The 14,567-nt window shown below is 55.8% G+C and carries 17 protein-coding genes; 11 read left to right on the top strand and 6 right to left on the bottom strand.

Annotation, left to right across the window (positions count from 1 at the left end; genetic code table 11):
* The first annotated feature begins 9 nt into the window (after positions 1–9).
* Complete coding sequence (locus LBF07_RS22660) at positions 10–324, top strand: PTS sugar transporter subunit IIB (protein ID WP_094935234.1); 315 nt, start codon at positions 10–12, stop codon at positions 322–324.
* 44 nt (positions 325–368) lie between these two features.
* Here LBF07_RS22660 and LBF07_RS22655 read toward each other — a convergent pair whose 3' ends face one another.
* Positions 369–737, bottom strand: coding sequence for a MerR family transcriptional regulator (locus tag LBF07_RS22655; RefSeq protein ID WP_094935233.1), 369 nt, complete (start codon positions 735–737; stop codon positions 369–371).
* Positions 738–833: 96 nt separating this feature from the next.
* Between LBF07_RS22655 and LBF07_RS22650 the strand changes: the two genes are divergently transcribed.
* The 6 genes from LBF07_RS22650 to LBF07_RS22625 all read left to right on the top strand — a co-directional run bounded on the left by LBF07_RS22650 (position 834) and on the right by LBF07_RS22625 (position 8,022).
* The gene (locus LBF07_RS22650) at positions 834–1,628 is read left to right on the top strand and encodes an SDR family oxidoreductase (RefSeq protein ID WP_094935232.1); all 795 of its coding nucleotides are present in this window, start codon (positions 834–836) and stop codon (positions 1,626–1,628) included.
* Between the two features lie 208 nt (positions 1,629–1,836).
* A complete protein-coding gene (locus LBF07_RS22645; RefSeq protein ID WP_087822516.1) occupies positions 1,837–2,451 on the top strand; it encodes a TetR/AcrR family transcriptional regulator in 615 nt (204 codons plus the stop codon).
* A 74-nt stretch (positions 2,452–2,525) separates the two neighbouring features.
* Positions 2,526–3,635 (top strand): efflux RND transporter periplasmic adaptor subunit, encoded by a 1,110-nt coding sequence (locus tag LBF07_RS22640; RefSeq protein ID WP_094935231.1) that lies wholly within the window; start codon positions 2,526–2,528, stop codon positions 3,633–3,635.
* Positions 3,632–6,721, top strand: a complete 3,090-nt coding sequence (locus LBF07_RS22635; protein WP_094935230.1) for an efflux RND transporter permease subunit — start codon at positions 3,632–3,634, stop codon at positions 6,719–6,721. Before LBF07_RS22640 ends, LBF07_RS22635 begins: the two co-directional genes overlap by 4 nt.
* Positions 6,722–6,755: 34 nt before the next feature.
* Positions 6,756–7,349 (top strand): TetR/AcrR family transcriptional regulator, encoded by a 594-nt coding sequence (locus LBF07_RS22630; RefSeq protein WP_023335591.1) that lies wholly within the window; start codon positions 6,756–6,758, stop codon positions 7,347–7,349.
* A gap of 73 nt (positions 7,350–7,422) precedes the next feature.
* Positions 7,423–8,022 carry an NAD(P)H-dependent oxidoreductase gene (locus LBF07_RS22625; RefSeq protein WP_094935229.1) on the top strand — a complete coding sequence of 200 codons (600 nt, stop codon included), beginning with the start codon at positions 7,423–7,425 and terminating at the stop codon, positions 8,020–8,022.
* Between the two features lie 129 nt (positions 8,023–8,151).
* Here LBF07_RS22625 and LBF07_RS22620 read toward each other — a convergent pair whose 3' ends face one another.
* Together LBF07_RS22620 and LBF07_RS22615 are read right to left on the bottom strand one after the other, a co-directional pair.
* Positions 8,152–8,454 (bottom strand): hypothetical protein, encoded by a 303-nt coding sequence (locus tag LBF07_RS22620; protein ID WP_033145442.1) that lies wholly within the window; start codon positions 8,452–8,454, stop codon positions 8,152–8,154.
* A gap of 42 nt (positions 8,455–8,496) precedes the next feature.
* Entirely contained in the window at positions 8,497–8,973 is a 477-nt protein-coding gene (locus LBF07_RS22615) for a WbuC family cupin fold metalloprotein (protein WP_033145441.1), read from the bottom strand.
* A 265-nt stretch (positions 8,974–9,238) separates the two neighbouring features.
* Between LBF07_RS22615 and LBF07_RS22610 the strand changes: the two genes are divergently transcribed.
* The gene (locus LBF07_RS22610; protein WP_094935228.1) at positions 9,239–9,709 is read left to right on the top strand and encodes a hypothetical protein; all 471 of its coding nucleotides are present in this window, start codon (positions 9,239–9,241) and stop codon (positions 9,707–9,709) included.
* Between the two features lie 47 nt (positions 9,710–9,756).
* Here LBF07_RS22610 and LBF07_RS22605 read toward each other — a convergent pair whose 3' ends face one another.
* Together LBF07_RS22605 and LBF07_RS22600 are read right to left on the bottom strand one after the other, a co-directional pair.
* Entirely contained in the window at positions 9,757–10,680 is a 924-nt protein-coding gene (locus LBF07_RS22605) for a LysR substrate-binding domain-containing protein (RefSeq protein ID WP_033145439.1), read from the bottom strand.
* A gap of 24 nt (positions 10,681–10,704) precedes the next feature.
* A complete protein-coding gene (locus tag LBF07_RS22600) occupies positions 10,705–11,241 on the bottom strand; it encodes a MarR family winged helix-turn-helix transcriptional regulator (protein WP_033145438.1) in 537 nt (178 codons plus the stop codon).
* Positions 11,242–11,371: 130 nt separating this feature from the next.
* On the opposite strand from LBF07_RS22600, the gene LBF07_RS22595 reads away from it, so the two are divergent.
* The 3 genes from LBF07_RS22595 (at position 11,372) to LBF07_RS22585 (ending at position 13,802) form a co-directional block, all read left to right on the top strand.
* Positions 11,372–12,532: an MFS transporter gene (locus LBF07_RS22595; RefSeq protein ID WP_224435096.1), complete on the top strand. Its 1,161-nt coding sequence runs from the start codon at positions 11,372–11,374 to the stop codon at positions 12,530–12,532.
* An 82-nt stretch (positions 12,533–12,614) separates the two neighbouring features.
* Positions 12,615–13,052, top strand: coding sequence for a VOC family protein (locus LBF07_RS22590; RefSeq protein ID WP_112778035.1), 438 nt, complete (start codon positions 12,615–12,617; stop codon positions 13,050–13,052).
* A gap of 243 nt (positions 13,053–13,295) precedes the next feature.
* Positions 13,296–13,802: an ATP-binding protein gene (locus tag LBF07_RS22585; protein WP_094935225.1), complete on the top strand. Its 507-nt coding sequence runs from the start codon at positions 13,296–13,298 to the stop codon at positions 13,800–13,802.
* 166 nt (positions 13,803–13,968) lie between these two features.
* Here the strand turns inward: LBF07_RS22585 and LBF07_RS22580 are convergent, their stop codons facing one another.
* Positions 13,969–14,451: a glutathione peroxidase gene (locus LBF07_RS22580; RefSeq protein WP_094935224.1), complete on the bottom strand. Its 483-nt coding sequence runs from the start codon at positions 14,449–14,451 to the stop codon at positions 13,969–13,971.
* Between the last annotated feature and the right edge of the window lie 116 nt (positions 14,452–14,567).

The following is a 14,567-nucleotide window of genomic DNA, read 5'->3' as shown; positions in this document are numbered from 1 at the left end:
GTACAAAATATGAAAAAGCTTCTGATCTGTTGTTTGTTTGGTAATACCGCAAACTCTCTCGCCAAAAAAATGCAGTCTCTGGCAGAACGCGAAGGCTATCCGCTGATGATTAGCGCTGTTGGGCTGGATAACTTCGCCAGCGTCGCTCCCGCTTTCGATGGTTTCCTCATCGCGCCGCACATTCAGTACAAACTCGATGAGATAAAAGAAACGGTGGGCAATACGCGTTCACTCGCCATTATTGAGAGCCTGCCCTATGCCTCTCTCGACGCGAGGAAAGTATTGAATTTCGTGAAGGAGCAGATGCCTGAACTGGCTGCCTGACAGATAAGGCCGCATCGGTTTTGCGGCCTCCTCTCACCCGGCGATCAAAACGTGTCGACACAAGGCTGGCCGACCTCATTAAGGGCGTTTTTCAACCTGGCTCTGAGTTCAATTAACGCCGCTTCTTTCTCTTCAAGCTGCTGCAGCTTGCGGCGCAGAGACGCCTGTTTTTGCTCAGCGGTAAATTTGTCGTCAACCCAGACAGCCAAAACCTCTGAAATTTCAGCTAAGGTAAAACCCAGCATTTTGGCATGCTTGATCATGTTTAAACGCTGTAAATCGACGGCGGAATAGACTTTATAGTTATTGCTGCGATTGGGTTGCGGGATATTCTCTAACAGCCCCTGTCGCTCATAGTAACGCACCGTTTCTTTCGACAATCCCGTTTTCGCACACAGTTCACCAATTCGCATCGCGTCGCCCTCACCTTGTAAAAATCACGCTTGACCGTGTACCTAAGTGCACGGTTTATGCTGTGCAGCATACATTAGGGAAACGGGATTAAACATATGAATTCTTTTGATTATACCGGAAAAACAGCGCTGATTACCGGAGCGTCGTCAGGCATAGGCCGTGATTTTGCCCGGCAGCTCGCCGCCCGCGGCGTGGCCTTGATCCTGGTCGCCCGCTCCGAGCCAAGGCTGCAGGCGCTTGCCGTAGAGTTAGTCAGAAAGCACGGCGTCTCCATCACGATTATCGTGCAGGATTTAGTGAAGCCGGAAGCCATTCCCCACATTGTGGAACGGCTTGAAACCTTAAGACGCGTCCCCGACATTCTGATCAATTGCGCCGGCTTCGCCACCTACGGGCCATTCGAAAAGCTGTCCATCGACAGGCAGCGTGATGAGATAAACGTAAACTGCATGGCCCCCGTGGAGCTGACTCACGCCTTGCTGCCGGGAATGCTGCAGCAGGGCTCCGGGGTAATTATTAACGTTGCCTCAACGGCCGCGATGCAACCGGATCCCTATATGGCGATTTATGGCGCAACCAAAGCCTTCCTGCTCTCGTTTTCGAACGCGCTGTGGGGAGAGTATCGCTCCAGGGGCATCCGCGTCCTGGCGCTTTGCCCCGGCGCAACGGATACGGCCTTTTTTGATGTGGTGAATGCTGAGGAAGCCTCGGTCGGTAAACGAATGCCCGCTGACAAGGTGGTCACCCTGGCGTTGAAGGCCGTGGAGAGTAACCGTAACTACCTGATTACCGGATGCGGTAACTGGCTTCTGGGGCAGCTACACCGGTTCGTGACGCGCAGGCGTCTGGTGCTTATCGTTGAAAAAATATTGCGTCCGCGCTCGGCCTGAGCAAAAACGGCTCCGTTCAGCGCAAGGGAGTTGCGCTGAAATCCTCGCTTATCGCAGGCAGATAGATGCCATAGTGCACGAAAAACAGTGATACACTTACCCCACCTGGTTGATCGTCCCGTCTGAACGGCGCATGATGAATGACGGTAACCAAATATCAAAATGGTCACTCGTTGTTAATCGTAGCCTGTCACGCTAAGCTTAAATAATGACTAAAAATATGAATCCCCCATCATCACGTGGTCCCCTTGACCACGCTGTCAGAGAGCAAATCGTCGAAGCGGCTTTTGAGCACTTCGGCCACTACGGCTATGAAAAAACCACCGTCGCCGAACTGGCTAAATCCATTGGTTTTTCAAAGTCCTACATTTATAAGTTTTTCGATTCCAAACAGGCTATCGGCGAGGTGATCTGCGCTAACCGCCTGGAGCTGATCATGGCGGCAGTGCTTTCCGCCATCGAGGATGCGCCGTCAGCAAGCGAAAAATTACGCCGCCTTTTCAAAGCGCTCACCGAGGCGGGAAGCGAGCTGTTTTTCCACGACCGTAAGCTATACGACATCGCCGCCGTCGCCGCGCAGGAGCAGTGGCCTTCCACGCAAAAGTACAGTGAAAGCCTGATGAAGCTGATTGAGAGCATCATTATCGAAGGCAGGCAGGCCGGCGAGTTTGAAAGAAAAACGCCGCTGGATGAAGTCACCTGTGCCGTCTACATGGTGATGTGCCCTTACATTAACCCCGTTCAGCTTCAGTACAACCTCGAAATGGCCCCCACGGCGGCAGTGCTACTCTCTTCACTGATTTTAAGAAGCCTGGCCCCCTAATTTGTGACCATTGACAATTTTGGTCACTAGTCAGAGAATGCGGATACCGTCCTGTTACGTCAAAAAGGTTTCCCATGCTCAGGCTCACTTCAGCCCGCGTTGCCGTTTGTCTCCTGCCGTTTGCCCTGGTGGCGTGCGGCGATATTTCCGCGAGTGACGATCCGCGCACCAAGCCACCGCTCGTCAGATCCGCCTCCGTCGAGCTTGCGAACAATAACGCCCGCGCCTTCACGGGCGTGGTGGTCGCAAGAACGCAAAGCGATTTAGGTTTCAGGGTTCAGGGAAAAATCCTTGAGCGGCTGGTCGATACGGGCCAGACCGTCAAACAGGGCCAGCCCCTGCTGCGCCTGGATCCGCTTGACCTGAAGTTACAGGCTCAGGCGCAGCAGCGCGCGGTAGATGCGGCCCAGGCGCGCGCGCGAAAAGCCACCAGCGATGAGGCGCGCTATCGCGGTCTTGTGGCGTCCGGCGCGGTGTCTGCCTCGGAGTATGACCAGATCAAAGCGGCGGCCGATACGGCCAGGGCCGATCTCAGCGCCGCCCGGGCGCAGGCCAGCGTGGCGCAAAACGCCACGGGCTATGCCGTGCTGCTGGCGGATTCGGACGGCGTGGTCATGGAGACGCTCGCCGAGCCGGGTCAGGTCGTCAGCGCCGGACAGGTGGCGATCAGGCTCGCCAGAGCGGGACAGCGTGAAGCGCTCGTCCAGCTTCCGGAAACGCTGCGCCCTGCCGTCGGCAGCGAAGCGCAGGCCACGCTGTATGGCAATGAAAAACATCCGGTCACCGCAACGCTGCGCCTGCTGTCTGATTCGGCCGATGCCGCGACCCGCACGTATGAAGCCCGCTACGTGCTGGATGGCCTGCTGGCGAACGCGCCGCTGGGGGCGACCGTCACGCTGAACGTTCAGGACAACAAAGCGGAAGGTCAGGTCATGCAGGTCCCGCTGGCTTCACTCTATGATGCAGGAAAAGGTCCCGGCGTCTGGCGTATTTCCGCCCAGCCGGCAAAGGTTGCATGGACGCCCGTCAGGGTGCTGAGCGTGGGTGAAGATGCGGCGCAGGTCACGGGCGGCGTGAAGCCCGGTGAGAAGATTGTTGCGTTAGGCGCCCATCTTCTGCACGAAGGTGAGGTCGTCAGGCTTGCTAAGCAGCGCAATGCCGCCCTGGCGGAGAACACGCCATGAGCGGAAGCCGCTTCAACCTGTCGGCGCTGGCCGTCCGCGAACGTTCCATCACGCTGTTTCTGATCGTTCTGGTCACGATTGCCGGAATTTACGCCTTCTTTGGGCTCGGGCGCGCGGAAGATCCGCCCTTCACGGTAAAGCAAATGACGGTGATAACCGTCTGGCCGGGCGCGACCGCGCAGGAAATTCAGGATCAGGTCGCCGAGCCGCTGGAAAAGCGCCTGCAGGAACTCAAATGGTATGACCGTACCGAAACCTATACCCGTCCCGGCATGGCGTTTATCACGTTGTCATTGCAGGACAAGACCCCGCCAGCCGAAGTGCAGGAGGAGTTCTATCAGGCGCGTAAGAAGCTCGGAGATGAATCTCAGCGTCTTCCGGCGGGCGTCATCGGCCCGATGATCAATGACGAATTCTCGGATGTCACCTTTGCCCTCTTTGCGCTGAAAGCGAAAGGCGAACCGCAGCGGCAGCTGGTACGCGATGCCGAAGGCCTGCGCCAGCAGCTCCTGCACGTTCCCGGCGTGAAGAAAGTGAACATTATCGGCGAACAGGCCGAGCGGATTTACATCTCCTTCTCCCACGACCGTCTGGCGACGATAGGGCTCTCACCCCAGGACATTTTCAACGCCCTCAACAGCCAGAACGCTTTAGCCGCGGCGGGCTCCATTGAGACCCGAGGCGCGCAGATTTTTATCCGCCTGGACGGCGCGTTCGATGAACTGCAGAAAATCCGCGATACGCCTTTTATTGCTCAGGGCAAAACGCTCAAGCTGTCCGATGTGGCAACGGTTGAGCGAGGCTACGAAGATCCCCCGACGATGCTGATACGCAATCAGCATGAGCCCGCCCTTCTGCTGGGCATCGTGATGCGTGAAGGCTGGAACGGTCTGGCGCTGGGGAAAGCGCTGGATGCGGAAACGGCGAAAATAAATGATAGCCTGCCGCTGGGCATGTCCCTGACCAAGGTCACCGACCAGTCCGTGAATATTCGCTCGTCGGTCGATGAGTTCATGATCAAATTCTTCGTCGCCCTGCTTGTGGTCATGGTGGTGTGTTTTGTCAGCATGGGCTGGCGCGTGGGTGTTGTCGTTGCGGCGGCGGTACCGCTGACGCTGGCGGTCGTTTTCGTGGTGATGGAAGCCGCGGGAATAAACTTTGACCGCGTGACGCTGGGCTCCCTGATCCTCGCCCTCGGCCTGCTGGTTGATGATGCCATCATCGCCATCGAAATGATGGTGGTGAAAATGGAGGAAGGTTACGACAGAATCAAAGCCTCGGCCTTCGCCTGGAGCCATACCGCCGCGCCCATGCTGGCCGGTACCCTGGTGACGGCCATTGGCTTTATGCCGAATGGCTTTGCCCAGTCGACCGCAGGGGAATACACCAGCAATATGTTCTGGATCGTCGGCCTCGCCCTGATTGCATCGTGGTTTGTCGCGGTGGTGTTCACGCCCTATCTTGGGGTGAAGATCCTGCCGGCGATCCCTAAAGTGGAAGGGGGTCATGCCGCCATCTATAACACGCCTCGCTATAACCGTTTTCGCCGGCTGCTTGCCCGCGTTATCGCCAGAAAATGGCGGGTGGCCGGGTTGGTGGTCGCCATTTTCATCCTGGCCGTGCTCGGTATGGGGCTGGTTAAAAAACAATTCTTCCCGACCTCCGATCGCCCGGAAGTACTGGTTGAGGTGCAGATGCCCTACGGTACCTCGATTGAGCAAACCAGCGCCGCCACAGCAAAAATAGAAGCGTGGCTGGGCCAGCAGCCCGAAGCCAAAATTGTCACGGCCTATATTGGTCAGGGTTCACCCCGTTTTTATCTGGCGATGGCGCCAGAACTGCCCGACCCGTCTTTTGCGAAAATAGTGATCCTGACGGACAGCGAGACGTCACGCGAGGCGCTCAAGCTCCGGCTGAGAGACGCTGTCGCCAACGGCCTTGCCCCCGAAGCGCGCGTGCGGGTAACGCAGCTGGTGTTTGGCCCGTACTCGCCCTTCCCGGTTGCCTGGCGCGTGTCGGGGCCGGATGTCGAACAGGTGCATGACATCGCTGACCGGGTGAAAGCCGTGCTTCAGGCGAGCCCGATGATGAGAACCGTCAACACCGACTGGGGGTCGCGCGTTCCCGTCCTGCATTTCACTCTCGATCAAAACCGCCTGCAGGCGACCGGCTTAACCTCCAGTGCCGTTGCCGATCAGCTTCAGTTTCTGCTCTCAGGCGTGCCCGTCACGTCCGTGCGGGAAGATATTCGCTCGGTTGAGGTCATTGGCCGCGCGGCGGGAGATATCCGTCTTAACCCGGCCAAAATCGAGGGTTTCACCCTTGTCGGCAATGCGGGACAGCGCGTTCCGCTGTCTCAAATCGGCAAGATCGAGATCGGTATGGAAGATCCGATCCTGCGCCGCCGCGATCGCACCCCGACGATTACCGTGCGGGGCGATATCGCTAACCATCTTCAGCCACCGGATGTGTCGGTCGCTATCATGAAGCAGCTCCAGCCGATTGTTGATGCGCTGCCGGCCGGGTACCGTATCGACATGGCGGGTTCGATTGAGGAATCGGGCAAAGCCACGCAGGCCATGATCCCGCTGTTTCCGATCATGATTGCCCTGACGCTGCTGATCATCATTTTGCAGGTGCGCTCAATCTCGGCGATGGTGATGGTGTTCTTAACCGCGCCGCTGGGGCTGATTGGCGTAGTGCCCGTGCTGTTGATTTTCAATCAGCCGTTTGGCATCAACGCGCTGGTCGGCTTGATCGCCCTTTCCGGCATTCTTATGCGCAATACGCTGATCCTGATCGGTCAAATCGATCATAACCAGGAGGAGGGCCTCGAGCCGTTCCAGGCGGTGGTTGAAGCGACGGTCCAGCGCGCACGCCCGGTCTTGCTAACCGCCATGGCCGCCGTGCTGGCGTTTATTCCCCTGACGCATTCGGTGTTCTGGGGCACGCTGGCTTACACGCTGATAGGCGGAACGCTGGGCGGGACGATCGTCACGCTCGTCTTCCTGCCCGCGATGTATGCGATCTGGTTCCGGATCCGCCCTGCGGAACAACGGGTGCAGCACCCTGCAGAAAACGTGTAAACTACCATGAGTAGATAACACTTCTGAGGAAAGCATGGTTGTTAAGCGCTTAAGAAAAGAGGACCGCCGCGTGCAGCTGCTGGAGGTTGCGCGCGGAATCGTTCGTCAGCAAGGCACGGAGGCGCTGACCCTTGGTTACCTGGCCGAGCGGGCCAACGTGACCAAGCCTATCCCCTACGATCACTTTGGCGATCGTGAAGGTCTGCTGATGGCGCTGTATCAGGATTATAGCGACCGGCAGCTGGCGAAGTTCCGCGAGACGCTTGCCGTCGACAGCAAAACGCTGGAAAAGACGATCCGCTTTTTCAGCGCCGCCTATATCGACTGCGCCATTAGTGCCGGGCCTGAAACCGGGCCAATCGCTGCCGCGCTGTCCGGATCCCACGCGCTGCAGACGTTTCGTGAGGCATGCGTGGCCGAATGCGCCGACTGCCTGCGTACCGCGCTTTCCCCGTTCGTCGCGCTGAAAGGCGTTCAGGGAGAAGCGGTACTGACGGCCATCATTGGCGCGGCGGACGCGCTCAGCACCGCCGCGGGCAACGGCGTGCTCGCCCGGAACGTGGCGGAAGATACGCTCAGCGGCGCCATGACCGGCGTGCTGGAGACCTACGTGAATAGCACAAAATGATCGCTGGGGGCGGATTGACACCTAAGTTACCAATAGTAATATAGGCGTCAGTTCTCACCCATTCGAGGTCGCTATGTCTGCTACAAATGCCATTAATAACGCACTGATCGTGACGGCTCATCCTGTCGACAATTCGTTATCCCATTCGCTGGCAGCCCGTATTGCCGGAAAATTACGCGAGCAAGGTACGCAGGTTGAGATTGCCGATCTGCATGCTGAAGGGTTTAATCCGGCGATGACCCGCGCCGATCTCGATTTGTATCACGGCGATCCGAGCGCCCTTCCCGACGATATTCTGCGCGAGCAGCAGCGCGTCGAGCGAGCGGATATGCTGGTGTTTGTCTTCCCCGTGTACTGGTGGTCGGTCCCCGCGCTGCTGAAAGGCTGGTTCGATCGCGTATTAACCCTGAACTGGGCGTATAAGGTGGCCGACGATGGCCGGATTGTGGGCAGCTTACGCGACGTTCCCGTCCGCCTGATTGCCACCGGCGGCAGCGATCTCACCGGATTCGACAAACACGGCTATTCGACGGCGATTCAGACGCAGATAATCGAAGGCGTGTTTGGCTTCTGCGGGTTGAAGAACGTTAAGCTCGATATCCTTTACCAGGCAGACACGGCGGCGCCTGAGCAGGTTGAGGATTTCCTGCAGGGGCTAGAGAGTCTTAAATAATCCCGGCTATCCAGTCACAGCAAAGGCGCGCCTCCTTCGCCAGAAGGAAGCGCGTGTCTCGTTATCACCTACCACCGGCAGGGGCGATCTTTTAATCCTGCTGGCTAACCGGAACTCTCTTTCCAGCGATTATTCAAAAAATAACGAGAAAAGGCCAATCGCCATCACTACGCTCATAATCACCTGAATCAGAATAATAAAAAAAGCGACCCCACCCAAGACTGTGATTTTTCGACGCAGAATGAAAGTAATGCCGGAAAGTACAGCACTGAACAGAATGGCTTTAAGGATATAGGAAAGCGGAACCATTGCCGGGTGACCGGTATGCACTCCAGCAAGCCCAATGAGACCCAGCAGAAAACCTCCGCAGAATCCCCATCCCCAGAAAGTCATTGGTAAGCTCATCTGCCCCGCGACTAATCTTTTCAACATACGCACATCCTTTTTGTGATTATTTTATCAAAATTCACCGGTTTACAGGGTAAAACCCCCGTCACCCACCTGCGCCTGGGCGTACCATTTCATCAGCTCCGCGCAACCGGGTGCGTTCTCAGCCGGTGACCATTGGGCGGTATCGTGCTCCGGAACAGGCTGATAGCCGCCGTGTTTTACCTCGAAAATGACGCCGCCTTTATCCAGCGACAGCACGGCATGCCAGGTACCGGCATCCATCTCCAGCACTTTGCAGTCTTCACCTAACACCACGCGCTGGGTCACGTTACCGCCGTCATCAAAATTCAACACCAGAAAGCGACCGCTCAGAGCCGTCAGCAGTTCAAACGTGTGCGGGTGGCGATGAGGGCGAACATAGGTCCCAGGCTCCATCGCGATAGCCAGGCGCTGCACCGGGTCGCTAAGCTCGGGATGTAAATTGCGGTGCGCGCGTAAGCGAGGAGAATTGGCAGCCTGCTCGCTTTGTTGCTGCAGGTCACTGAACGTAATTTGTTTCATATACACCTTTGTGAATGGAGTCAGCGGACGGCAACCCTTTAGCCGCACGACGTTATACCATTCTGGACGGTCGATGAGCGATGGCATTTGTGAAACAAATCGCTGCAGCGTGAGGATGCGCGCGATCGCCCCCAAAGCGCAACGTTGAGTAAAACTCACATTGATGCCCACTATTTATCGTTTTTAAAAAGTGACGCACCTGAAATACCATCCATTCACCCCTGGGATAGAAAAATAAATAATACTAAGCCTGTATGGAGCACCTATGACACTCGATGTTTTATTCCCTGTATTGAATATTATCTCGCCTCATAAATTTAGCCCCCAAACAAATGTGCATGAGTTGATAATGTTACTTTCAGCAGAAAAGGAAAGCTCAGAAGCGCTATCGCCCTTCATCCATCGACTGCATCTTTTGGCTTTCGCCCAAGGCAATCCGGGTAACGCCGAAGAGTTGCTCTCAGCGCATTTACCAAAAGAGGGTGGGATCCTTCCGCTGCTGGACTTTGCGGACTGGCCAAAGGTGCGTTACGCCACGTCAGGCGAAGCTCAGACGCGTGAATCGCAGGAGTATTTCCGTGACATGACCTCGGCTGCCAATCTGTTACGCACTGCGCTGATCGACGCCGAGCGAGCAAAGGGAACGCCTGCGCTTTATATTCTGGATAAATTACTCAACCTGAACAGCGCCCTGCCGGAGCGATATAAAGATATGGCAAATATTCCCTACGCATAAATATGTTCTATATGCGGAATATCCTTCACTAAATATTCCGCTATTTACTAAACCCGCTTTTCGTTGTAATCAAGACAGACGATATCCAACGAAGGCAGTACCGGCGCATTAAGGTTAAGCCACGCCAGCAACCGTTCAATACTCTGTCTTCTGAGCGAATTTTTCGGCCAGACGAGGTAGTAGCCATCGCCGGTTGCGATAGCTTCCCTGAAGGGCAGCGCGAGCAGGCCGCTTTTCAGCGCGTCGAGCGTGAGGCGGAGGTCGGCCATCGCCACGCCGTGACCGTGCATGGCGGCCAGGCTTCCCTGCTCCAGGGTGTCGAACACTATTCCACGACTCACGTCGAGCCCGGGGAATGACCCGGTTCTTTTCAGCCATCGCTTCCAGTCCCGTCTGTCCGGAGAGGGATGGATAAGATCGCACTCTGGGAGCTGATGCCGGGCAGACTCAAGCAGCGACGGGGTACAAACCGGAATGAGCCATTCACTGAAGAGCAGCCGGCTTTCCGTAGACTCGCCGAAATAGCCATTACCGAGCAGGATCGCACAATCGTAGGGCTCACGGCTGAAGTCAACGGTGTCGAAGTCCATCCAGACGCTGGCAATTTCAATTTTTGGCTTAGCGTGGTTCTCGCGAAAGGATTTAAGCACATTCAGCAGCCACCGCATCGTCAGGGTGCTGGGGGCTTTGAGGCGCAGAAGGTGGTTTTCGCTTCTGAATGCGCGACAGGCCCACTCAATATTCGAGAAACTTTCGCTGAGCTGTCCGGCCAGAATACGTCCGGCATCACTGACCTCCACTCTCGGCCCCTGGCGTTTAAAGAGCTCACAGTCGAACCACTGTTCAAGCGTCCGGACATGCCTGCTGACCGCGCCCGGCGTGATATTCAGTGCTTCAGCCGCTTTGCTGAAGGAGTTCAGCCGCGCGGCAACTTCAAAAGCGCGCAGCGCATACAGTGGTGGTAAAGACATACATTCCCTTTCTGTGAGGTTTAGCTATGCAGTTTTTGTATTATCGGCACTCGGTGACTTGTCGCTCAGGTCCTCAGACGGGAACGTCATCAGCAGCTCCCTGAGCAGGGACTCAAGCTGCGCGCGCTGCGCGTCAGATAAGTTGCTCAGCAGCGCATTTTGCGTTTGTGTATGGACGATCAGCGCCTGTTCGATGCGCTCCTGCCCGTGCGGTGTCAGGCTTACGAGGGTGCTGCGCTTGTCATCCGGATCGGCAATTCGCCTGATAAGCCCAAGCTGTTCGAGATGGCTGAGCCGGTTCGTCATCGCCCCTGAGGTTACCAACAGCGATTTATAGAGCTGCGTGGGGGAAAGGCAGTACGGCTCACCGGCGCGACGCAGCGTGGCGAGCACGTCAAACTCGCCCTCGCGAAAGCCAAACTGCGCCATCGCCTGCGCCCATTCTTTTCCCAGATGCTTCATCAGCCGGAGCATTCGGCCAAAAATTTTCATCGACGAGGCGTCCAGCTCCGGCATGGCGCGGCTCCACTGGCCGACAACGAAGTCTACGTGATCTTGCATTTTCACCCCTGATGGCGTGCGAATTTATCCTGTTGTGCGGTACATCTTACGCAAAAACATATTTTATCTTAACGTTAAGATAAATGCTCGTGGCAATTTGTCCGGGCCATTCACAACCGAAAAGGACTCCATGTTGAAACGCACGTCGCCTTTACTCTTCGCCGTTATCGCTTTTATCGTCGGGCTGAACCTGCGCCCCATTCTGGCTTCTGTCGGACCGCTGTTTTCCGTGCTGCAGCGCGAAGCAGGGCTGACCGCTACGCAATTCAGCCTGCTAACCACCCTGCCGGTCGCGATGATGGGGCTTGCCGCCCTGTGTGGCCCCGGGCTTTTAGCCCGAGTCGGCGCCGTACGGGGAATTATGTTTGGGCTCTTTATCCTGCTTGCGGCCTGTTTGCTGCGCGGTTTTAGCGCCTCGCCGGAGAGTCTTATGGGCACCGCGCTACTGGGCGGGGCCAGCATAGGCACGATCCAGGCGTTAATGCCTGCCCTGATTAAAAAGGAATATACGCAAACGTCCAGCACGGTAATGTCGCTTTTCAGCACGGGCATTATGGCCGGTGCGGCAGTCGCCGCCGCCAGCGCCGAGCCGTTATTTTCATGGCTGACGCTGAAGCCCATGCTGGCAATGGCCGGGCTGTTAGCGCTGCTGGCGCTGATACTGTGGTTAACCCTGGTTAAGCATCCTCAAGGGGAAAAAACAGCACGCGAAACCGTTACGCTCTCGTCCTCTCGCACAGGGCTACTGTTGCTCTTTTTCGGCGTGGGAACGGGCGCCTACACGCTGGTATTGGCCTGGCTGCCCCCGCTCTATATTCAGGCGGGATGGTCCGCACGCAGCAGCGGCTACATGCTGGCCTGGCTGACGTTGACCGAGGTTGTCGCCGGGTTTGCCGTCTCCGCGCTGATCGGTAAATTCCCCGATCGTCGCGTACCGCTGATTGCCGTTTTGCTGTTGCTGCTGGCAGGATTACTGTGTCTGGTCTTTGCGCCGGGTACGACGCCTGTATTATCCACGTTGCTGCTTGGCACCGGGATCGGCGCCCTCTTCCCGCTGTCGCTCATCGTCACGTTCGATCATGCGCGAACGCCCGCGCAGGCCGGGAAGTTGCTGTCTAAAGTTCAGGGAGGCGGATACACGATCGCCGCGCTTATGCCGTTAATTGCGGGGATCGTTCGCGACAGTTCGGTCTCGCTGACCAGCGCATGGCTGATCATGAGTGCGGGAGTCGTGCTGCTGATCGTTATCGCGCTGAATTTTAAACCCGTCGTGGACGTGCAGGCACGGTGAATGCGATACCAGAATTAAGGGTCGTATTTCCGCCGTTCGTAAGATAAATTCAGGGTGAATTTCACCTCATTCAGGAGTGGATATGCCGCAGACGTTACCGGAAATTGATGTCTTGTTCGTCGCCGGGTTCGGACCCATTTCGCGGGATACGGAGTCCAGCAGCGCGTTTTATGTTCAGACACTCGGCCTTCCGCTGAAGCCGATGGAGGGGAATACCGATTATCTGCTCACTGAGGAGGATCAGCTGGAAGGCGTGAAGCATTTCGCCGTCTGGCCGCTCGCACAGGCGGCTGCATCCTGTTTTGGAGAGGAAAAGTGGCCAGTTGAGCACCCGATACCGCAGGGATGGGTTGAGTATGAGGTTCAGGATCTGGACTCGGCTACCCGCGTTCTAAGTGAAAAAGGCTATCGGCTGCTGGTAGCTAACCGTTTGGAACCGTGGGGGCAAACCGTCACTCGCCTGCTCAGCCCGGAAGGCTTGCTTACCGGGCTGACGATTACGCCGTGGCTGCGGGGATAAATGGTTTTTGGAAAGCAGCATAGTAGGGGGAAACGCCTGCTTTGAGCGAACAGTGGGCGTACCCTTATGCTATTTACACCAACGGTGTGAGTCTTTTTCTGTTAAGTTGAATGACGATGAAAACACACTCAGTCCTAACCTATTCAATGATTATTATCACCTGTCTGACTCAGGTGGGATAACGTTCGCCATTTTCCCGCCGGTAAGGCGGGCCTTACCGGTAACAATTCAGTGAGGTAAAGAATGGACTCAAATGCAGTAACGACGCCTGAAAAACCTGTCTTGCACTTGTTATGTGGAAAAATTGCATCCGGAAAATCCACATTGTCAGCAAAATTAGGATCATCACCTGGGACTGTAATTGTCAGCGAGGATCGCTGGCTGGCTGCCCTCTTTACCAATGAAATGCAATCCATATCTGATTATGTACAGTATTCATTAAGACTAAGAAATGCCATGAAGCCTCATCGGGTTTCACTACTCAAAGCTGGTTTATCAGTAGTTCTTGATTTCCCGGCAAACACACAAACAAATCGTGAATGGATGATGAGCATTATTAAGGAGTCAGGTGCCAGTAATCAGCTGCACTATCTGAAAGTTTCTGATGAAGTATGTAAATCCCGCTTGCGCGCCCGTAATGCAGAAGGCGTGCATGAATTTTCTGCCTCAGACCAACAATTTGACATCATAACGCGCTATTTCGAAGAGCCAACGGCTGATGAAGGGTTTGATATTATCGAATACTGCTAAATTTACCTTCCTGCACAAAAGCCGCCAGTTGGCGGCTTCTTTATTTTCCATCTCATACGCTTATAAAAGGGTACTACAGCGAACTAAAAGTCCGCTCCTGGCACAAAGCGGACATCGGGTATTCCGGAAGTGCCCGACTCATGGTTAATTCCATTCACCAAAACTCTCACCTCCCCAAAGCCTCGACAATCACCCTCTCCATTTTCTCTGGCGTGGTCACCGGAGCAAAACGCTTGAGTGGTTTACCGTCGCGGCCGATCAGAAACTTAGTAAAGTTCCACTTGATCCGCCCTCCCAGCACGCCGGGCAATTCGTTTTTCAGATAACGAAACAGCGGGTGCGCTGCGTTACCGTTAACTTCTACCTTCTCAAACATCGGGAAGCTCACGCCGTAGTTGATGTAACAGGTTTTCGAGATTTCGTCGGCGCCGCCGGGTTCCTGTTTACCGAACTGGTTGCAGGGGAAGCCCAGCACTACTAGTCCTCGATCGGCGTATTTCTTGTATAGCGCTTCAAGGCCAGCATATTGCGGCGTAAAGCCACACTGGCTGGCGGTATTGACGACCAAAACCACCTTTCCCGCATAGTCGGCCATTGAGATAAGGCGGCCATCCAGGCGGGTGGCGGTAAGTTGATAAAAGCGAGTCATACTGAAATCCCTCAAGGCTGGCCGAAAAGTCACGGTGACCATCAACAGGGCCGCCGCCGTTTAGAAAGTTTACATTCAGGCAGGCTATTTGTGATACATTCCTGGCGCGCCAATGA

This window comes from Enterobacter cloacae complex sp. ECL352, assembly GCF_020149545.1.
In the GTDB taxonomy this organism is placed as follows: domain Bacteria; phylum Pseudomonadota; class Gammaproteobacteria; order Enterobacterales; family Enterobacteriaceae; genus Enterobacter; species Enterobacter asburiae_B.
This window is presented reverse-complemented; position numbering and strand designations above follow the sequence as displayed.